The organism is Ruegeria sp. CL6, assembly GCF_056536465.1.
The window spans coordinates 33,542-53,359 of record NZ_JBQFPR010000009.1; the positions used below are offsets into that span (position 1 = coordinate 33,542).

Annotated in this window: 18 protein-coding genes; 8 read left to right on the top strand and 10 right to left on the bottom strand. The window is 60.1% G+C overall.

What is annotated here, in order from left to right; genetic code table 11:
- Positions 1-28: 28 nt before the first annotated feature.
- Genes ACR0LH_RS19265 through cobU form a run of 3 tightly spaced genes read right to left on the bottom strand, consistent with a single transcriptional unit; the run spans position 29 to position 2,068 of the window.
- Entirely contained in the window at positions 29-913 is an 885-nt protein-coding gene (locus ACR0LH_RS19265) for a glutathione S-transferase (protein ID WP_480722129.1), read from the bottom strand.
- Positions 914-971: 58 nt separating this feature from the next.
- Positions 972-1,550, bottom strand: a complete 579-nt coding sequence (locus ACR0LH_RS19270; RefSeq protein WP_480722130.1) for a histidine phosphatase family protein — start codon at positions 1,548-1,550, stop codon at positions 972-974.
- Entirely contained in the window at positions 1,547-2,068 is a 522-nt protein-coding gene (gene cobU, locus ACR0LH_RS19275; RefSeq protein WP_480722131.1) for a bifunctional adenosylcobinamide kinase/adenosylcobinamide-phosphate guanylyltransferase, read from the bottom strand. Before cobU ends, ACR0LH_RS19270 begins: the two co-directional genes overlap by 4 nt.
- Positions 2,069-2,168: 100 nt before the next feature.
- Here cobU and ACR0LH_RS19280 point away from each other — a divergent pair, with 100 nt between their 5' ends.
- The 6 genes from ACR0LH_RS19280 to ACR0LH_RS19305 all read left to right on the top strand — a co-directional run bounded on the left by ACR0LH_RS19280 (position 2,169) and on the right by ACR0LH_RS19305 (position 8,701).
- Entirely contained in the window at positions 2,169-3,047 is an 879-nt protein-coding gene (locus tag ACR0LH_RS19280; RefSeq protein WP_480722132.1) for an RNA polymerase factor sigma-32, read from the top strand.
- Complete coding sequence (locus tag ACR0LH_RS19285) at positions 3,044-3,859, top strand: ChaN family lipoprotein (RefSeq protein WP_480722133.1); 816 nt, start codon at positions 3,044-3,046, stop codon at positions 3,857-3,859. The genes ACR0LH_RS19280 and ACR0LH_RS19285 overlap by 4 nt, the downstream gene beginning before the upstream one ends.
- Positions 3,860-3,922: 63 nt before the next feature.
- Complete coding sequence (gene coaBC / locus ACR0LH_RS19290; protein ID WP_480722134.1) at positions 3,923-5,119, top strand: bifunctional phosphopantothenoylcysteine decarboxylase/phosphopantothenate--cysteine ligase CoaBC; 1,197 nt, start codon at positions 3,923-3,925, stop codon at positions 5,117-5,119.
- Positions 5,120-5,134: 15 nt separating this feature from the next.
- The gene (gene dut / locus ACR0LH_RS19295) at positions 5,135-5,590 is read left to right on the top strand and encodes a dUTP diphosphatase (protein WP_480722135.1); all 456 of its coding nucleotides are present in this window, start codon (positions 5,135-5,137) and stop codon (positions 5,588-5,590) included.
- Positions 5,590-6,627: a HesA/MoeB/ThiF family protein gene (locus ACR0LH_RS19300; protein ID WP_480722136.1), complete on the top strand. Its 1,038-nt coding sequence runs from the start codon at positions 5,590-5,592 to the stop codon at positions 6,625-6,627. Before dut ends, ACR0LH_RS19300 begins: the two co-directional genes overlap by 1 nt.
- Positions 6,628-6,685: 58 nt before the next feature.
- Complete coding sequence (locus ACR0LH_RS19305) at positions 6,686-8,701, top strand: M3 family metallopeptidase (protein WP_480722137.1); 2,016 nt, start codon at positions 6,686-6,688, stop codon at positions 8,699-8,701.
- On the opposite strand, the gene ACR0LH_RS19310 is transcribed toward ACR0LH_RS19305, so the two are convergent.
- The 6 genes from ACR0LH_RS19310 to ACR0LH_RS19335 are packed head-to-tail and all read right to left on the bottom strand — an operon-like array spanning position 8,702 to position 15,266.
- The gene (locus ACR0LH_RS19310) at positions 8,702-9,634 is read right to left on the bottom strand and encodes a 2-hydroxyacid dehydrogenase (RefSeq protein WP_480722138.1); all 933 of its coding nucleotides are present in this window, start codon (positions 9,632-9,634) and stop codon (positions 8,702-8,704) included.
- Positions 9,635-9,649: 15 nt separating this feature from the next.
- Complete coding sequence (gene rodA / locus ACR0LH_RS19315) at positions 9,650-10,789, bottom strand: rod shape-determining protein RodA (protein WP_170388927.1); 1,140 nt, start codon at positions 10,787-10,789, stop codon at positions 9,650-9,652.
- Positions 10,786-12,735 (bottom strand): penicillin-binding protein 2, encoded by a 1,950-nt coding sequence (gene mrdA / locus ACR0LH_RS19320; protein ID WP_170550268.1) that lies wholly within the window; start codon positions 12,733-12,735, stop codon positions 10,786-10,788. Before mrdA ends, rodA begins: the two co-directional genes overlap by 4 nt.
- On the bottom strand, positions 12,732-13,268 hold the full coding sequence (locus tag ACR0LH_RS19325) for a rod shape-determining protein MreD (protein WP_480722139.1): 537 nt from the start codon (positions 13,266-13,268) through the stop codon (positions 12,732-12,734). The genes mrdA and ACR0LH_RS19325 overlap by 4 nt, the downstream gene beginning before the upstream one ends.
- Entirely contained in the window at positions 13,261-14,163 is a 903-nt protein-coding gene (gene mreC / locus ACR0LH_RS19330; RefSeq protein ID WP_480722141.1) for a rod shape-determining protein MreC, read from the bottom strand. The genes ACR0LH_RS19325 and mreC overlap by 8 nt, the downstream gene beginning before the upstream one ends.
- Before the next feature lie 56 nt (positions 14,164-14,219).
- Positions 14,220-15,266 carry a rod shape-determining protein gene (locus ACR0LH_RS19335; protein WP_039523195.1) on the bottom strand — a complete coding sequence of 349 codons (1,047 nt, stop codon included), beginning with the start codon at positions 15,264-15,266 and terminating at the stop codon, positions 14,220-14,222.
- A gap of 155 nt (positions 15,267-15,421) precedes the next feature.
- Between ACR0LH_RS19335 and ACR0LH_RS19340 the strand changes: the two genes are divergently transcribed.
- A complete protein-coding gene (locus ACR0LH_RS19340; RefSeq protein WP_480722143.1) occupies positions 15,422-16,216 on the top strand; it encodes a 23S rRNA (adenine(2030)-N(6))-methyltransferase RlmJ in 795 nt (264 codons plus the stop codon).
- A gap of 112 nt (positions 16,217-16,328) precedes the next feature.
- Positions 16,329-18,062 carry an adenylate/guanylate cyclase domain-containing protein gene (locus ACR0LH_RS19345; RefSeq protein ID WP_170484981.1) on the top strand — a complete coding sequence of 578 codons (1,734 nt, stop codon included), beginning with the start codon at positions 16,329-16,331 and terminating at the stop codon, positions 18,060-18,062.
- A 42-nt stretch (positions 18,063-18,104) separates the two neighbouring features.
- On the opposite strand, the gene ACR0LH_RS19350 is transcribed toward ACR0LH_RS19345, so the two are convergent.
- The gene (locus ACR0LH_RS19350) at positions 18,105-19,673 is read right to left on the bottom strand and encodes a 2-isopropylmalate synthase (RefSeq protein WP_170563489.1); all 1,569 of its coding nucleotides are present in this window, start codon (positions 19,671-19,673) and stop codon (positions 18,105-18,107) included.
- Positions 19,674-19,818 lie beyond the last annotated feature (145 nt).

Genomic DNA, 19,818 nt, shown 5'->3' on the forward strand with positions numbered 1-19,818 from the left:
AACAGGTCGTTGTTGCCATGTTGCCGGTTTATGAATCGTTAACGGCTTGCCTCATCGCAACGAATTTTGGCCATGCGTCGGGGTCGGCAACGGTCTTGTCGCGGCAAAACGGGTTGCAAAAGCCCCAACGCTGACCGCCAAGCTCGAGAAAGTCCGAGACCGGTTTGCCGGAATAGGGACAGGCATCGTTGATTGACGGACCGTCTTTTGCGTGGCTCGCGTTGGATGCGCCGCCTATTGGCCATGGTTGAGACTCCAGATTCTGTGGATAGGGAAACGGGCTGTATTGTACTGTCAGTCCCATTGCGCGCCATTGCCGAACAGACGGGTCGGACAGAAGGTCAAGGCAGTATTCCCGACTGGCGTCCGAAACCGGCAATCCATACCCAATGATGCGGGCCGCGACCGGAGTGTAAAAGACATCCGCCAAGGAATAGGCTCCGAACAACGGGCCGGAGGTTGATCCCGATACGTCACGCGCATGGTTCCAGAGTGTCTCGATCCGGTTCAGATCAGACAGCGTTTCCGACGACGGTTCAAATCCTAGCCAGCAATGCTGTAGTTGCATCGGACACTGTCCGCGCAAAGCCGCGAAACCTGCCACCATTTCGGCGCAAAGCCACCGCGCGGTTGCGCGGGCGGCCGAGTCCTGCGGCCACATCCCGGCTGTGGGGTGACGTTCCGCCAGCGTTTCGGCCATCGCAAGGCTTTCACCGACGACGGTGCCATCGGGCAGGCGCAGTGCGGGGACAAGGCGCGCTGGCGAAAGGGGCTTCATGTCTTCGGCCATTGTGCCGGAATAAAGGCCGGTCATATGGGTTCGGTAGGGCAGGCTGAACTTTTCCAGCATCAGCCAACCGCGCATGGACCAACTGGAAAACAGGCGGTCTCCGATATACAGATCATAGGTCATGGGCGCAGGATGGCGCGGAAAGACCGCTCGGTAAATCAGTGATTTGTGCGCGGTGTGATCACGGAAGATGATTGATCCGTCCTACCGACCAACGGTCGCCGTGGTGGGTAATTTCCGTCACCGAGAGATTGTCGATGCGATGGCTGAACACCTCTTGGGCATCAACGCCCAAAGCGCGCTGGACCTGAGTCAGGATGACGCCGAAATGTACGACTATCACCAAATCGCGACCGGTGTGGTCTGCGATGAGGCCGTCGATCACGGGGTCCACGCGTCTACGCACTTCGTTCCAGCTTTCGCCGTCAGGCGGCCGCACGTCGCCGGGATTGTCCCAGTAAGCGAAGGCAAGTTCAGGGTCTTCCGCTTCGATATCCTTGAAGCCGCGCAGTTCCCAAGTGCCGAAATTGATTTCTCGCAAATCGGGGTGATGGGGCAGGCGATGACGGTCTCCTTGAATGGCCGATGCTGTATCCGCAGCACGAGCCAAGTCGGACGAGATCACAACGGCGTTTCGCGGGAGATGATCGTGCAGTCGGGAAATAGCGGCGTGGTCGCTTAGGTCCGCTGGCAGATCGGACCAGCCAACCATGGTTTTCGCATGGGTCGGCCCATGTCGGACAAGGTGTAGGCGGGTCATGGGAGTTTGCCTTTCAGAACCAAGGGTAGGCCGGCAGTGACCTGAACGACAAGGTCTGCCTGTGCAGCTAGCGCAATGTTCAACCTGCCTTGTGCTTCGCGAAAATGACGGGACAGGGCGTTGTCTGGAACGATCCCTTGACCGACCTCATTGGACACAACCACTACAGGTGCCGCGCAGCCTTTCAGCGCGTCTAAAAATGCACTCTGGCACTGTTCCAGATCGTTCTCGGCCAGCAGGTTATTGGTCAGCCACATAGTCGCGCAGTCAATCAGGCAGACGTTGCCCGCAGTCAGCTCGGCCAATGCGGGCGCCACGTCCAGAGGGGCTTCGATTGTTAACCAATCTGGGCCGCGCTGGGCTTTGTGACGGTCAACTTTTAGGCGCATCTCGTCATCAAACACTTGTGAAGTCGCGATGTATGCCTTGGTTTTTCCTGAAGAAACAACAAGTTGCTCGGCAAATGCCGATTTGCCCGAAGCTGCGCCCCCTATCACAAAGGTTAAATCCGGATACACTATTATTACCTTTCATGTGATCCACCCGGTGTTGTTCTGCGTATCGACCACAAGTCGGCAAGGCAAGCCCGGCCTGCGCCTGTGAAAAGGGGAGATTTCCATGGCACTGGACAATTCAAACGATTTTTCAATGTCGCGACAGGCAATGAAGGCGGAATTGCTGGACGCGGAGACCGAATTGAAACTGGCGTATGCGTGGCGCGACCAACGTGACGAGCAAGCTCTGCACCGGTTGATCACGGCCTATATGCGGTTGGCGATTTCAATGGCGGCCAAGTTCAAGCGGTACGGCGCGCCGATGAATGACCTGATTCAGGAGGCAGGGCTTGGCCTGATGAAAGCGGCCGACAAGTTTGACCCTGAGCGCGGCGTGCGCTTTTCCACCTATGCCGTGTGGTGGATCAAGGCCAGTATCCAAGACTACGTGATGCGGAACTGGTCGATGGTTCGGACGGGTTCGACCTCGTCTCAAAAATCGCTGTTTTTCAATATGCGCCGCGTTCAGGCGCGGCTGGAGAGGGAGGCCGCGACAGAAGGAATGCGGCTGGATCGTCACCAGTTGCACCAGATGATTGCCGCCGAGATTGGTGTGCCGCTGCGCGACGTCGAGATGATGGAAGGACGGTTGTCCGGCTCCGATTTCTCGCTGAACGCTGTGCAGTCTGCCGATGAAGACGGGCGCGAGTGGATTGACGCGTTGGAAGACGACCGCGAACAGGCTGCTGAGACTGTCGAAAACAGCCACGATACGCGACAATTACGAGAGTGGCTGGTTACTGCGATGAAAGCGCTGAACGATCGTGAAAGGTTCATTGTGCGTGAGCGCAAGCTGCGCGAACCTGCGCGGACGCTTGAAAGTCTGGGTCAGGAACTTGGCTTGTCCAAGGAACGTGTGCGCCAGTTGGAAGCGGCGGCATTTGTGAAAATGCGCAAGAACCTTGAAGCGCAATCGCGCGAGGTGCAACACTTCATCGCATGAGACAGATTGCGATTCTGCTGTGTGCATTGATGGTTACGGTCAGTCAGGGCTGGGCCGATCAACATATTCCAGACGACGTTGCGGCCGCGATGCGGTCCGCGGACGTGGTTATTCTTGGTGAAATACACGACAATCCCCACCACCATATGGTGCAGACCGAGGCGTTGAAGATCGTCTCGCCCTCGGCTGTGGTTTGGGAAATGGTGACCGAGGAAGGGGCACAGCGACTTGCCCAGAAAGCGGCGTCCAACCCTGAGGAGCTGTCGCGAATCCTGCGTTGGGCCGAGTCCGGCTGGCCACCGCTGAGCATGTACTACCCCGTCTTTCAGGCAACGGATGCTCCGGTCTATGGCGCGATGGTCCCGCGTGCAGCGGCCCGCGCCGCGATGGAGCGTGGGGCCGCGACAACTTTGGGCGCAGACGCAGCCCGTTTCGGTCTGACCATCCCACTATCCGATGCCGAACAGGACGCACGCGAAGCGGACCAGCTTGCCGCGCATTGTGATGCCATTCCCGAAAGCGCGCTGCCGCAGATGGTTGCCATTCAGCGCCTGCGCGATGCCGTTCTGACCCGCTCTATCTTGCGCGCGACGGATGAAACCGGTGGTCCGATTGCGGTGATCACGGGCAATGGTCACGCGCGCAAGGACTGGGGTATCCCGACCTTTTTGTCGCGCCTGCGTCCGGGGCTTAAGGTGTTCGTTCTGGGACAGTCCGAGGACGGCAGCATCGAGGGGGAATTTGACGCGGTGATCGACAGCCCTTCGGTCGAACGGGAAGACCCCTGCCTTGCGATCGAGACGCAGAATTAACCGCTGGAACTGTTCGGCGGCCTTGCCTAATGTCGGGGCCGACCGGAATGGGAAGGGCACAACATGTTGGCATCGAAACGCATTCTGCTGATCATCGGCGGAGGGATCGCGGCCTATAAATCGCTGGATCTGATCCGACGGTTGAAGGAACGCGGCGCTTCGGTGACGCCCGTTCTGACGCGCGCGGCCGAAGAATTCGTAACGCCCTTGTCCGTTTCCGCGCTTGCCGGGGAAAAGGTGTATCGCGATCTGTTTGACCTGACGGATGAGGCCGAGATGGGGCATATCCAATTGTCCCGGTCGGCGGACCTGATCGTTGTTGCGCCAGCGACGGCGGATTTGATGGGAAAGATGGCGAGTGGGCTGGCCAATGATCTGGCCTCGACTCTTTTGATGGCAACCGACACGCCGGTTTTGTGCGCTCCTGCCATGAATGTGCGCATGTGGGACCACCCTGCGACGCAGCGCAACCTGGTGCAGTTGCAGGCGGATGGCATCCGCTTTGTCGGTCCGAACGAAGGCGACATGGCGTGTGGGGAATATGGCCCCGGCCGTATGTCCGAGCCATTGGAAATCGTTGCCGCGATCGAAGCCCAGCTTGGCAATGGCCCGCTTATGGGGAAACGCATTCTTGTAACCTCTGGCCCGACGCATGAGCCGATTGATCCGGTTCGCTATATCGCCAACCGGTCTTCGGGGGCGCAAGGCACCGCCGTGGCGCGTGCGCTGGCCGCGCTGGGTGCAGAGGTGATCTTTGTGACCGGGCCTGCCGATGTACCGGCTCCGGAGGGCGTGCAGGTTGTGTCTGTGGAGACCGCCCAGCAGATGTCTGATGCCGTGGACGCCGCGCTGCCCGTGGACGCCGGAGTTTTTGCGGCTGCGGTGGCGGACTGGCGTGTTTCCAGTGCCTCGGACCGGAAGCTGAAAAAAACCCGTGACGGTCTTCCCGCACTGGAGTTTGCCGAGAACCCGGACATCCTGAAAAGGGTTGCTCAGATGAAGGACGGACGCCCGCCATTGGTTGTTGGTTTTGCCGCTGAAACGGACAACGTGGTTGAACACGCGACGGCCAAACGCAAGCGCAAAGGGTGTGATTGGATCGTTGCCAACGACGTCAGCCCGGCGACGGGGATCATGGGCGGGTCTGAAAACGCGGTCATCCTGATCTCGGATCAGGGCGCGGAAGAATGGCCCCGGATGGGCAAGGACGCCGTGGCCAAGCGACTGGCCGAAAAAATCGCAGATGCCCTGAACCGCTAAGCAAAAGGAACTCAGATGGTTGCAATTCGTGTGATCCGCGAGGATGGAGCGGACCCCTCGGTGCCCTTGCCCTCTTATGAATCGGCGGGGGCGGCTGGCGCGGATGTGCGGGCCAATCTGCCTGACGGTATGTCGGTCGCGTTGCAGCCGGGCGAAAGGGCGCTGGTTCCGACGGGATTGCGGATCGAAATCCCTCGGGGATTTGAAGTGCAGGTGCGCCCCCGGTCCGGGCTTGCGCTGAAACATGGCATTACGCTGCCAAACACGCCGGGCACGATCGACAGCGACTATCGCGGTCCTTTGGGAGTGATCGTTCTGAATGCCGGACAACAGGCGTTCGAGATCACGCACGGGGAACGCATCGCCCAACTGATCGTGGCCCCGGTGGTACAGGCCACTTTTGAGGCGGTCGAAACGCTCAGTGACACCGCACGCGGTGCGGGCGGTTTCGGGTCAACCGGGCGCGGCTGATGCTGTTGGTGCTCATTCTGGCCGCGGGGCTGTGGGGCATCGGCTATCTGGCCGGAGTGTCCCGCACAGCGCGTCTGGCTTCGGTCGCAGTGTTGCTGTTGGGGGTCATTACAGCCCAGTTGGTGCTGCCAGACGGTCACCCCCTGCGCGAGGCAACAGGCGGTTCCGCCGCCATGTGGCTTATACTGGGTGGTTTCGCCGTTCTGGTTCTGGTTTACGGAAGGTTGCTGAAAGCGTTGCGAAACCGTGCAACGCCCGCCGCCAAGGAGCCTGCCATGCCATCCGACCAATTCTCGGAAACTGAACTGGAGCGCTATGCCCGCCATATCGTGCTGCGGGAACTGGGCGGGCCGGGTCAGAAAAAGATGAAACAGGCCCGCGTGCTGGTGATTGGTGCCGGTGGGCTGGGCGCGCCTGCGCTGCAATATCTGGCCGCCGCCGGGGTCGGGACCATCGGCGTGATCGACGATGATGAGGTCGAAAACGCCAACCTGCAACGTCAGGTAATCCATCGGGATACGGATATCGGGATGCCCAAGGTGTTCTCGGCGCAACAAGCGATGCAGGCGCAGAACCCAAACGTGAGCGTGCTGCCTTATCACCGCCGCTTGACCGATGAGATCGCGGCCGATCTGTTTGCCGATTTCGATCTGATCCTTGATGGCACCGACAATTTCGACACCCGCTATCTGGCCAATCACACAGCGGTTGCGTTGGGCAAACCGCTGATCTCGGGCGCGTTGTCTCAATGGGAAGGGCAACTCAGCGTCTTTGATCCGGCTAATGACGCGCCCTGTTATCAGTGTATCTTCCCCGAGGCTCCGGCCCCCGGTTTGGCCCCCTCTTGCGCCGAGGCTGGCGTGATCGGCCCTCTGCCCGGTGTGGTCGGCTCGATGATGGCGGTTGAGGCGATCAAGGTGATCACGGGTGCGGGGCAAGCCCTGCGCGGTGAGATGCTGATCTATGACGCGCTTTATGGGGAAAGCCGCAAGATCACCCTGTCGCGCCGCGCCGATTGCCCGGTTTGCGGCAAGTGATCCCGCGCACTGGATCATTCCCCCTTGCGTTCCTAGGTTGTGCTCAAAGGAGAGTTTCATGACCAACCCGATCCTGTCCGACTGGACCACACCGTTTGAAATCGCGCCCTTCGCGGATATTTCAGACGCAGACTTTGCCCCCGCTCTGGAAGAGGCGATGACATCCCACACCGCGCAGATCGACGCGATTGCAGGCAACCCGGATGCCCCCACTTTTGCCAATACGGTCGAGGCTCTTGAAGCCGCAGGTGAGAAGATGGACAAGGTTCTGTCTGTTTTCTTCACCGTGGCCGGGGCCGACAGCAATCCGGCGCGCGAGGAGTTGCAGCGTGACTTCTCACCCAAGCTGGCGGCGCATTATGCGGGCATTTCCTCGAACAAGGCGCTGTTTCAGCGGGTGGCCGATCTGTGGGCACGTAAGGATGATTTGGGACTGACGGACGAACAGGCGCGGGTGCTGATGCTGACCCTTCGTGGCTTCGTGCGCGCGGGTGCGGCGCTGACCGGAGACGCGGACGCGCGGATGCAGGCGATCAAGGCACGGCTGGCCTCGCTGGGTACTGCGTTCACCCAGAATCTGCTGGCGGATGAGCGTGCGTGGTTCATACTTCTGTCCGAGGATGATCTGGACGGTCTGCCCGATTTCGTCGTAGACGCAGCCCGCGCCGCCGGGCAGGAAAAAGGCGCAGACGGCCCGGTTGTCACCCTGTCGCGCTCGATCATCGTGCCGTTCCTGCAATTCTCGCCCCGCCGCGATCTGCGGGAGGTGGCGTATAAGGCGTGGACCGCGCGTGGTGCCAATGGTGGCGAGACAGATAATCGCGAGATCGCCGCCGAAATCCTGACCCTGCGCGAAGAACGCGCCAAGCTGCTGGGTTATGACAATTTCGCCGCCTACAAGCTGGAGACTGAGATGGCCCGCACGCCCGACAAGGTGCGCGACCTGCTGATGCAGGTGTGGGAACCGGCCAAGGCCCGCGCGGATGCGGATGCCGATATTCTGACGCAGATGATGCAGGCGGATGGGGTCAATGGCCCTCTGGCCGCGTGGGACTGGCGCTACTATGCCGAGAAACGCCGCAAGGCCGAGCATGATCTGGATGAGGCCGCGCTAAAACCCTACCTGCAACTGGACCGGATGATCGAGGCCGCCTTTGCCTGCGCCAATCGCCTGTTCGGGTTGGAGTTCGCGCCTTTGGACGTGCCTCTGTACCACCCCGATTGTCGCGCGTGGGAGGTCACGCGCAACGGTCAGCATATCGCGGTGTTCATCGGGGATTACTTCGCGCGCGGGTCCAAGCGATCCGGCGCGTGGTGTAGTGCGATGCGGGGTCAGGCGAAATTCCCCAAGGTGCAGGCTCCGGTCGTGATCAATGTCTGCAACTTCGCCAAGGGCGATCCGGCGTTGCTGTCCTATGATGACGCGCGGACACTGTTTCATGAATTCGGCCATGCGCTACACCAGATGCTGTCGGATGTGACCTATGAAAGCATCTCGGGCACGTCAGTGGCGCGCGATTTCGTGGAACTGCCCAGCCAACTGTATGAACACTGGTTGGAAGTGCCCGAGGTTCTGGCCGAGTTTGCCACCCATGCCGATACCGGCGCGCCGATGCCGCAGGACATGCTGGACAAGGTACTGAAGGCGGCGAATTTCGATCAGGGGTTCCAGACGGTGGAATATGTCGCCTCGGCGCTGGTCGATCTGGAGTTTCATGACGGCGCGGCCCCGGGGGACCCGATGGAAAAACAGGCGCAGGTGTTGGAAGGTCTGGGGATGCCCCCGGCCATCGGGATGCGCCACGCGACGCCGCATTTCGCACACGTGTTTGCGGGCGATGGCTATAGCTCGGGCTATTACAGCTATATGTGGTCCGAGGTCATGGACGCCGACGCCTTCGCCGCCTTTGAAGAGGCCGGAGGCGCGTTTGATCCCGAGCGTGCCAAAGCGCTGGAGGAGAACATCCTGTCTACCGGCGGTTCGCGCGAGGCCGAGGATCTGTATCTGGCCTTCCGGGGTCGGTTGCCGGGGGTTGAGGCGTTGCTGAAAGGCCGTGGCCTGATCGCTGTCTGATCAGTATCCCAGATCGCGGTTCACGATGTGCAGCAGGGCTTCTCCGGCTTCACCTCGGGCGATGTTGTCGCAAATGACCTGCGCGGCCGTGGCCGGGCGGGTTTCCGACGCGATGTGAGGTGTGACCGTCACTTTGGGGTGCGCCCAATAGGGGTGATCGGCGGGCAGGGGTTCCACTCGGAACACGTCCAGCGTCGCGTGCCCGATCTGGCCGGAGTTCAGGGCCGATAACAGCGCGCCGTCGTCTATCAGTGGCCCACGGCCGGGATTGATGACGCGTGCGCCCTTTGGCAGCAAGGCTAGCGTTTCGGCGTTCAGCGTGTTTGCGGTCGCAGGCGTATCCGGCAACAGCAGCACAACAATTTCGGCGTGTGACAGGGCGGTACGCAGCCCCGCGTCTCCATGCAGGCACCTTACACCCGGAATATCCTTGGCGGTGCGGCTCCAGCCCGTGACATCAAAGCCAAGCGCGGAAAGGACACGCGCTGCGGCCTCGCCCAACGCCCCAAGACCCAGAATGCAGACCCGTCGCTCGGGCGCCAGTGGCGGGGCGTCCGGCGTCCATACGCCATCCTGAACAGTGATGTGCTGATCCATCCCAAGATGATAGCGCAGAACATGCCCCACCACCCATTCCGTCATGCCTTGCGTCAGGCCGTGATCTACCATCCGTGCCAGAGGAACGGTCAGGGTTTCATTTCCCGCGATCTTTTCGACCCCAGCCCAAAGGCTGAGTACGGCTTTCAGGCGCGTGTATGGCGTGAAATCCAGAAGGCCGCTATTTGGGGCGTAGACGATATAGTCCACCTGATCCGGCTCAATGTCGGTTGCCAGTCGGAAGTTCTGCTCGGCCTCAGTCAGACCCTTTGTCAACAGCGGCTGATATACCGGCCAAAGCTCGGGGCGTGCGGAAAACAGGACGTTCACGGGCATTGGTGGCCTTTCGGATCAACGGGGGCGGTGGATATGGGCGCTTTGGACAATGCCAAAGGCCGCCATCAGAACCAGCATGGCCGATCCGCCATAGCTGACCATCGGCAGGGGCACACCCACAACCGGGGCGAGGCCCATGACCATCGACATGTTCACAGCAAAAAACAGGAAGAAGTTCAGCGCAATCCCCAGTGTCACCAACGAGGAAAACCTGTCTTTCGTCGACAGCGCCGTGACCGTGCAGAAGATCAGGATTAATCCGTAAAGGGTCAGCAGTGTGATACCGCCGACAAAGCCGAACTCCTCAGCCAGCGTGGTGAAGATGAAATCGGTGTGTTTTTCGGGCAGGAAGTTCAGCCGCGACTGCGTGCCCTGCATGAAACCGCGCCCATTCCATCCTCCAGACCCCAGGGCGATTTTCGACTGCGTGATGTGGTACCCCGCACCCAGCGGGTCAGTAGATGGGTCGAGAAAGGTGTCGATACGGCGGAACTGATAGTCTTTCAAAAGCTGCCATTCCGTTCCGCGGCTGTTGAACACGGTGGCAATCAGTCCGACACCGGCCGCGATCACCGCAGCGAAATAGGCCCAGTGGACGCCCGCCAGAAACATCAGCCCACCCCCGGCCGCCAGCAGCAGGATCGAGGTGCCAAGGTCGGGCTGGCGCAGCACCATGAATGTGGGAATCAAGATCAGGATGACGGGGATGATGACCCAAACCGGCCGGGAGGTTTTATGCGATGGCAGCCAATCATAGTAAGACGCCAGCAGCATCACCAATGTCACTTTCATAACTTCGGATGGTTGCAGCCGCATGAAACCAAGATCAATCCAACGCTGTGCGCCCATCCCGACGGTGCCGAACAGTTCCACGAATACCAGCAAAGCGATCGAGCCCAGATAGGCCACAACAGACATGTTGCGCCAGAACCAGATCGGCACAAGCGCCACGATGAACATGACGGCCAGGCCAAGGCCGAACCGCTCCATCTGGGGTTCGGCCCAGGGTGTCCACGACCCACCGGCCACCGAATACAGCATCAGGAACCCGGCACTGGCCGTGCTGATCAGCAACAGGGTCAGCGGCCAGTTCATGTACAGAAACTTGCGAAACCCCGACGGAGTGGATTTGACAGCGTATTCTAGATAGCTCATGCGCGGTCCTTTTCGGACGGGCGCGCTTTGGGGCGGCGATCTCCCTCAAGCCGTTTTTGCTGTTCCTTTATGCGGTCGCGGTCGGCGACCGGATACGCCTCAAGCGGCGGAGTGCCGTTGTACAGCGCCTGCAGCATGATATCCCGCGCAACCGGCGCGGCCGCCTTCGAGCCCCCGCCGCCGTGTTCCACAACGACGGCAACGGCGTATTTCGGATTGTCATACGGCGCAAAGCTGACGAACAGCGCGTGGTCGCGGCGTTCCCATGGCAAGTCTTCGTTGCGGATAACGCCAGCAGCGCGCTCGGCCTTGGTGATGTTGCGCACCTGGCTGGTTCCGGTTTTCCCGGCCATGCGGAAGTCATCGGCGATAATCCGGCTGCGATAGGCCGTCCCGCGCCGGTCGTTCGAGACCGAGAACATCGCCTTGCGCACCTGCTCAAGGTTGTTTGGGTTCACCGCCAAAGGCTCACCCGCGCCCGAGGGTTCTTCGACCCCGTTCACCGACCGCACCAGCCGCGGCGAGACAGCGCGCCCTGTAGCGATCCGCGCCGTCATGACCGCCAGTTGCAGCGGCGACGCCAGCATGAACCCCTGACCGATCGAGGCATTCGCTGTGTCGCCCACCAGCCAGTCCTGCCCGTGCACGCGCTGTTTCCATTCCTGGTTCGGGGCGAGCCCAGCGGCAACGGCGGACATCGGTATGTCGTGTTTCACGCCCAGCCCGAATATCCGCGCCATGTCCGAGATATTGTCGATGCCGGTGCGCAATGCCACGTCATAGTAGTAAACATCGCAACTGCGTTTGAGCGACGTTTCCAGATCAACGGTTCCGTGGCCGCCGCGCTTCCAGCAGTGGAATCTGCGGCTGCCGACCTTCAGGTGGCCGGGACAATACACGGTATTGGACGGGCCGATCACCCCGGCCTCAAGCGCGGCCATTGCGGTGATCATCTTGAATGTCGAACCGGGAGGGTAAGTTCCCTGCACCGTCTTGTTGGCCAGCGGGCGGTAGTTGTCCTGAGTCAGGGTCCGATAATCAGCGACCGAGATACCGCGCACGAACAGGTTCGGATCGAAACTGGGGGCAGAGCTGATGGCGCGGATATCCCCGGTCTCGCAATCAATCACGACGGCGGCGGCACTTTCCCCGGCCAATCGAGCCTGCGCGTATTGTTGCAGGTCTGCGTCCACCGAGAGTTGAAGATCGGCACCGGCCTCGCCCTCTTGCCTGTCCAATTCGCGCATCACGCGGCCCGTGGCGTTGACCTCGACCCGTTTGGCACCCGCTTTGCCGCGCAAGGTGCCTTCCTGCTTGGCTTCCAACCCGACCTTGCCGATTTGGAAACGGGGAATACGCAGAACCGGCTCGGGGTCGTCGATCTGGCTGAGGTCATAGTCGCTGACCGGGCCGACATACCCGACGACATGCGCAAAGTCCTCGTATCTTGGGTACTGGCGGGTCATGCCTACTTCGGGGGTGACACCGGGCAGGGCAGGGGCGTTGACCGCGACCTTTGAAATATCTTCCCACGTCACCTGATCCGCCAGCGTCACCGGAAGGAACGGGGCAGACCGGCGCATTTCAGTCTTGGCGCGTTCGATCTCGTCATCGGTCAATGGGATCAGATCGGACAGCTTGGAGATTACGGCATCGACATCGCCCGCGTCCTCGCGAACCATTACGATGCGGTAGGATGGCGAGTTCTGTCCGATAATCTGCCCGTTGCGGTCGTAGATCCGCCCGCGTGTTGGGGGGATAAGTCGGATATTGATGCGGTTCTCTTCCGCCAGCAGGCGGTATTCGTCAGCCTGATCCACCTGCATGAACCGCATTCGGGCCGCCAGTCCGCCAATGAACGCCGCCTGCAATCCGCCAAGGATCACCGCGCGACGCGGCAGGCGTTTATAGGCAAGCCCTTGTGATTTGGTCTTGCGCTGTTTCATGGCCGAAGCCCCGCTGTAGCGGAATCCACCACTGAGGCGCGTCGAATGCCGAATCCGCTTTGGCTGAGCAGAACGATCAGCGGATAAACTGCAATTGTCAGAACCACTTGTATCACCATCGGCCCTAATGCTGCTTGTTGCACGGTTAGAATAGCAAGAATTATGCGGTTCAGTACAAAAACAGCCGTGATCGCAACGGCTGCGGTTGTCCATTCGGCAAAGAATCCGGCGTCACGCATACTGGGCGCGGCCGAACGCAAATAGGCTGCCCCCAGAACGACAAGCGCGGCCAGCAATCCGGGGGGACGCTGTAACAGCAGGTCCGCCAGCAGCATCACGACCGCGATCAAGGGGATCGGAACATATTCAGGTCGCCGTAAGACCCATGCAAAGGTCAAGGCGATCAGCAGATCCGGAAAGGGCCAGCGCCCCGGCTGTGTGTCCAGCGGCAATAGGTGCAGAAACATGACCAGAAAGGCCAGAAACAGGTATAGCGCCCGTTTGGTCCAAAGCTGCGAAACCTGCCTATCCATCGCCGACCTCTGCAGGCTCTATGGCGGCTTCGGGTCGTCTTGGGCCGACGATATCCCCAGACTCTTCGATCGGAGGCGCAGAGTGATATCGCAGCACTCGCAGAAACTCGAGCCTTTCAAAATCAGCCGACAAGCGAACCCGTAGACGCCCACCGGGGTCAGCCGTGATCTGTCCGATCAGCAGGCCACCCGGGAAAACGCCGCCATCGCCCGATGTGACAACCCGGTCACCGGGCCGCACCAGTTCACGGTTTTCAAGAAACTCGACCGCCGGAGAAGGTGTGTTATCCCCCGCGATCAGAGCGGTCTGGCCCGAAGGTTGAATCGTTGCTGGTATCGCGCTGGAGGCATCGGTCATCAGGATCACCCGCGCCGTATCAGGGCCAACGCCCGAGATGCGGCCAACCACGCCGATCCCGTCCATCGTGGCCCAGCCATCCATAATTCCGTCACGCTCGCCCACGTTCAGCAGTACAGACTGACGGAAGGGCGAGCCGCTATCCGCCATTACGACACCCGTGATATAGGTCAGGCGCGGATCAAGCCGCACATTGTTGAGGTCAAGAAGCCGGGCGTTTTCCTGCTCAAGCTGCAGGGCCGCTTCTTTCCACGCGCGCATCAGGCGCAATTCGCTGCGCAATTCCTGATTTTGCTCGCTCAGCCGTTGATAGCTTTGAAAATCGCGCACGAGGTTCACGATTGCCGTGACGGGAACCATGGCCCATTCCATTGAGGGTACGACGGTGTCTACGACCTGTGCGCGGAACCGCTCGACCCGTGGGCTGTCAATGCGCCATACCAGAAAGATGCCCAGCAGACACAGAACAACGATCCCCAACAGCAGGCGGCGCAATGGAGTCGTGTATTCGTCGCGCTGTGATCGGTCCTTTGCCACAGGTTACCTTCCCGTGCTGCTCTTGCCCGAGTATTCACCCCGAAAGGGTGCGCGCCTTAGCTTTCGTAGTCAATCGCGTGGCGCAGTTGTTTTTCGTATTCCAGCGCCTTGCCGGTGCCCAAAGCCACACAGTTCAGGCTTTCATCGGCAATCGACACGGCCAGACCCGTCTGCTCGCGCAGCGCAAGGTCCAGATCGCCCAGCAGCGCACCGCCGCCGGTCAGCATTACGCCCCGGTCCACGATATCCGCGGCCAGATCGGGCGGCGTGGTCTCCAGCGCGGTCATCACCGCCTCGCAAATCTGCTGGACCGGCTCGGACAGAGCTTCGGCGACCTGCGCCTGACTGATCTCGATTTCCTTGGGCACACCGTTCAACAGGTCACGGCCCCGGATATGCATCGACTGGCCACGGCCATCGTCGGGCATCCGCGCGGTGCCAATGGTGGTCTTGATCCGTTCAGCAGTGGATTCGCCGACCAGCAGGTTTTGCTGACGGCGCAGGTATGAGATGATCGCCTCATCCATGCGGTCCCCACCCACGCGGACCGAGCGGGCGTAAACGATGTCGCCTAGCGACAGAACGGCAACTTCGGTGGTGCCGCCGCCGATGTCGACGACCATGTTGCCGGTCGGATCGGTGATCGGCATTCCGGCACCAATGGCGGCTGCAATCGGTTCGGCAATCAGACCGGCGCGGCGCGCGCCTGCGGACAGAACCGACTGACGGATTGCGCGTTTTTCAACAGGTGTCGCACCATGCGGAACGCAGACAATGATCTTTGGCTTCGAGAAGGTCGAGCGTTTATGAACCTTGCGGATGAAATGCTTGATCATCTCCTCGGCGGTGTCGAAATCTGCGATGACACCTTCGCGCATGGGACGGATCGCTTCGATCGAACCCGGCGTCCGGCCCAGCATCAGCTTGGCGTCTTCACCCACGGCCAGAACCTTTTTGACGCCGTCCTTGACGTGATAGGCCACAACCGAAGGTTCAGACAGGATCACACCGCGCCCTTTGACATAAACCAGCGTGTTCGCTGTCCCAAGGTCAATGGCCATGTCCGCTGTGAACAAGCCGCCCAGATTGCCAAAGATTCCCATGTGTTCACTGATCCCGTTCGTCAGAATTTCTACTGCCCGCGACTCGACGGTTCCGGGACGGATGTCTTATAGGGTGCCATCTCGTCCGGTAAAAGGGCTGATTCCGCGTCAATCAGCACCTTTCCGCCTTATTGAGAGGGACTTTAGAAGGCATCATGCTCTCATATCAACACATTTACCACGCCGGAAATCTGGCTGATGTGCAAAAGCACGCTTTGTTGGCATGGATGCTGGAATATCTGACCCGCAAGGACAAGCCGCTGACCTATCTCGAGACGCATTCGGGCCGTGGATTGTATCAGTTGGACGCGTCCGAGGCCGTGCGGACGGGCGAGGCCGCAGCCGGGATCGAACGGGCGCAGCGCGAAGGGTGGTTCAACGCGGATCATCCCCTGTCAAAGGCGCTGAGCAGTGTCCGCGCGCGCCACGGCGAGAACAGCTATGCCGGTTCGCCCCTGATCGCCGCCAGCCTGTTGCGCGAACAGGACAGTCTGCACTTTGCCGAGCTGCACCCGCAGGAATACGCGGCGCTGTCGATGACGATGTCTGCCTATGGGTCAAAGGTTTACAGGCAGGATGGGTACGAGCTGGCGCAGTCGTTGCTGCCTCCGACACCGCGCCGAGGGATGCTGTTGATCGACCCAAGCTATGAGGTGAAGTCGGAATATGACCGCTTGCCCGGGATCATTTCCAAACTGCATCGCAAGTGGAACGTAGGTGTAATCGCGCTGTGGTATCCGATCCTGTCGGACGGGCGGTACAAAGCGATGGTTGAGGCGCTTGCAAAACAGAACCTGCCGAAAGCCCAATGCCATGAAGTCCGGTTTCCTGCCGCGCGTGAAGGGCACCGTATGATCGGCTCTGGAATGTTTGTGGTAAACGCCCCGTTCGGGTTCGATGAGGAAACCCACCGGCTGGATTCACTCTTTGCCGGGCTTGAAGACGCCTGAATACATGCGTTGGTCGCATTGGTGACCGCCCTATACACGCACTGGGTGTTTTTTGAGAATTCCTTATGAGAATAGGGTTTTCGGCTCTAGAATTCCGGCGAGGAGGGGTGCCATGGATCGCCGACTTGCTACGGTTCTGGCTGCCGACATGGTCGGGTACAGCCGTTTGATGGAGACCGATGAACAAGGCACGCTGGCGCGGTTGCGCACGCACCGTATTGAACTGATAGACCCGGCCATCGACAAGAACCGGGGTACGATCATCAAGACCACAGGCGACGGGATGCTGGTTGAGTTTTCCAGTGCCAGCGACGCGGTCACCTGTGCGGTCGAGGTTCAGAACCGGATGCTGCGGCGGAATGCAGATGTTCCAAGGGACCAGCGCATACAGTTTCGGATAGGCATCAATCTGGACGAAATCATTTTCGAGGACGGGGATATCTTTGGCAGCGGCGTCAACATTGCCGCCCGCTTGGAACAATCGGCCCGTGCCGGGGACGTGGTGATTTCGGGCGCAGTTCATGACCAAGTGTCCAGCCGTCTGGAACTGCACTATCAGGATCTGGGGAATCTTGAGCTCAAGAACCTGTCGCAACCCGTCCACGCGTACCGTGTCGAATTGGACGCGCCCGCCGATGAGGTCGATCAGGCGGAGGAGACAGACACCAAGGTCGTGAAGCCTTCGATCGCGGTGCTACCCTTTGCCAACATGAGCGGCGACACCGAGCAGGAGTTCTTTGCCGACGGTCTGACCGAAGACCTGCTGACCGAGCTTAGCCGCCGGCATGAGTTGTTCGTCATTTCCCGCAATTCCAGTTTTGTCTACAAAGGCCAAGCCGTGAACGTGCGAGAGGTCGGCGAAAAACTGGGTGCGCAATACATTGTCGAGGGCAGTGTGCGAAAAGCCGGAAATCGGGTACGGGTCACTGTTCAGCTCATCGACAGCGACAGTGACGGGCATGTTTGGGCCGAGAAATACGACCGTGATCTGGACGATATATTCGCGATTCAGGACGAAGTGATTTCGGCTGTGGTGGCCACTTTGCCGGGACGGATCGAAGCCTCGCAGCAAGAGGGTCTGACGCGCAAGAAACCGTCCAATTTCGCAGCGTATGAATGCGTTCTAGCCGCCAAGGTGCTGCACCATCGCAGCACCCGAGAAGCGAATGTCGAGGCGACAAAGCTGATCGACCGGGCAATCAAGCTGGACCCGGACTATGCGCATGCTCACGCCTGGAGCGGTTGTATCCGTGGGCAAGCTTGGGGATATGGCTGGTGTGACGACCGCGAAGCGATGCTGGCCGAGTGCGAAGAGGCCATCCTCAAGGCGGCGTCTCTGGATGACAACGATGCCGACGTGCACCGTCTGATGGCGGCGGTCGAGATTTTGCGAAACAACCTTGGACGCGCGCGATACCATCAGGAAAGAGCATTGTCCCTGAACCCGAACTACGACCTGGTTGTTGTCCAGATGGGCGAATTGTTAACCTGGTCAGGCCGCCCCGAGGAGGGGGCTGAATGGATACAGAAAGCCATGCGCCTGAACCCGCATCATCCCGCCCGGTTCTGGAGCCATCTGGGTAAGGCGCGGTTCTGCGCCAGAAAATACGAACAGGCGCTTGACGATTTCGCTCGATTGCCAACGTTGGACATGGTGCAGAACGCTTATGTTGCAGCGTGTCATGCCTGGCTTGGAAATGATGCCAAGGCGGCTGAGCATGCGGATGCGATCAAAGCGGCGCAGTCAAACGTCAAAATCGAGGATATTGTCGCGACGCTGCACTATTCAAACGAAGACGACCTGTACCATTTCGTTCAGGGGCTGGAAAAGGCTGGATTGTCCTGACCTTCCAAACGAAGAACGGCCCGCAAGTGCGGGCCGCTTTGCTCATGTCAGGTCTTTGTAGCTGATCTCGCGCGCATCAGCGCCGGGACCAGCTTTTTCGCGCCGCATGATCAAACGATTCAGCGCGTGGATATAAGCCTTGGCAGACGCGACGACTGTATCGGTGTTGGCTGACTGACCCGTTGCGATCATGCCGTCTTCTTCCAGTCGCACGGACACGGTGGCCTGAGCATCGGTGCCTTCGGTCACGGCATGCACCTGATAAAGCTGCAAATGCGCCTTGTTGGGATAGATCGACCGGATCGCCTTGAAGGTCGCGTCCACCGGGCCGTCGCCGTGTTCCGTCGCGATGATGTCCTTGCCGTCCATTTCCAGCTCGACCGTCGATTCCGCCTGACCACCGGTGCCGCAAGTGACTTTCATGGACACCAACTGCAGGTAATCGTTCGCATCATCCAGCGTCATCAAGGCAATGAGGTCGTCGTCGAACACCTCTTTCTTGCGGTCGGCCAAGTCTTTGAAGCGCACGAAAATGTCGCGCAACTGGTTGTCGCCAACCTCATATCCCAGCGTTTCCAGCTTGTCGCGCAGGGCGGCACGGCCCGAGTGTTTGCCCAGCGGCAGGGACGTCCCGGACAGGCCGATATCCTCGGGGCGCATGATCTCGAAGTTTTCGCGGTTCTTCAGCATCCCGTCCTGATGGATGCCGCTTTCATGGGCAAAGGCGTTTTTGCCGACGATGGCCTTGTTGAACTGCACCGGGAAGCCCGCCACAGTCGCCACCCGACGCGAGATATGCATGATCTTGGTGGTGTCGATACCCGTCGTCCAAGGCATGATGTCATTGCGGGTCCGCAGGGCCATCACGACCTCTTCCAACGCGGTATTGCCCGCGCGTTCACCCAGACCATTGATGGTGCATTCGATCTGACGCGCCCCACCTGCGACAGCAGCCAGAGAGTTTGCCGTCGCCATGCCGAGGTCATTGTGGCAATGGGTGGCAAAGACCACCTCATCCGCGCCCGGCACCGTTTCAATCAGGCGTTTGATCAGGTCCGCGCTTTCGACCGGAGCGGTATAGCCCACGGTATCAGGGATGTTGATCGTGGTGGCCCCGGCCTTGATCGCAATCTCGATCACGCGGCAGAGGTAGTCCCATTCCGTCCGCGTCGCGTCCATCGGCGACCATTGCACGTTTTCGCACAGGTTGCGCGCATGGCTGACCGTTTCGTGAATCTTGTCGGCCATTTCGTCCATCGTCAGGTTCGGAATGGCGCGGTGCAGGGGAGAAGTGCCGATGAAGGTGTGAATCCGGTTCTTCTCGGCGTGTTTCACCGCCTCCCAGCAGCGGTCGATGTCTGCGAAATTGGCGCGGGCCAGACCACAGATGCGGCTGTTTTTCGACCGCTCGGCGATTTCGCTGACGGCTTTGAAGTCGCCCTCGGAAGCGATCGGGAAACCTGCCTCGATGATGTCGACGCCCATCTCGTCCAGCAGCTCGGCAATCTCGAGCTTTTCGTTGTGGGTCATGGTCGCGCCGGGGCTTTGTTCGCCGTCGCGCAAGGTGGTGTCAAAGATCAAGACGCGGTCTTGGTCGGTCACATTGGTCATGGGAATCTCTTTCTTCTTCTGTCCTAAAGCCTGTGGCGCGCGGGCGTCCTCCTCTGAGCGGGCGCGCCGGATGGCACGCTCAGAGGCGGATTAGGATCAGTAGGCCACGCAGCGACGCACCGCGGGTGGCGGTGTCGGCAACAAG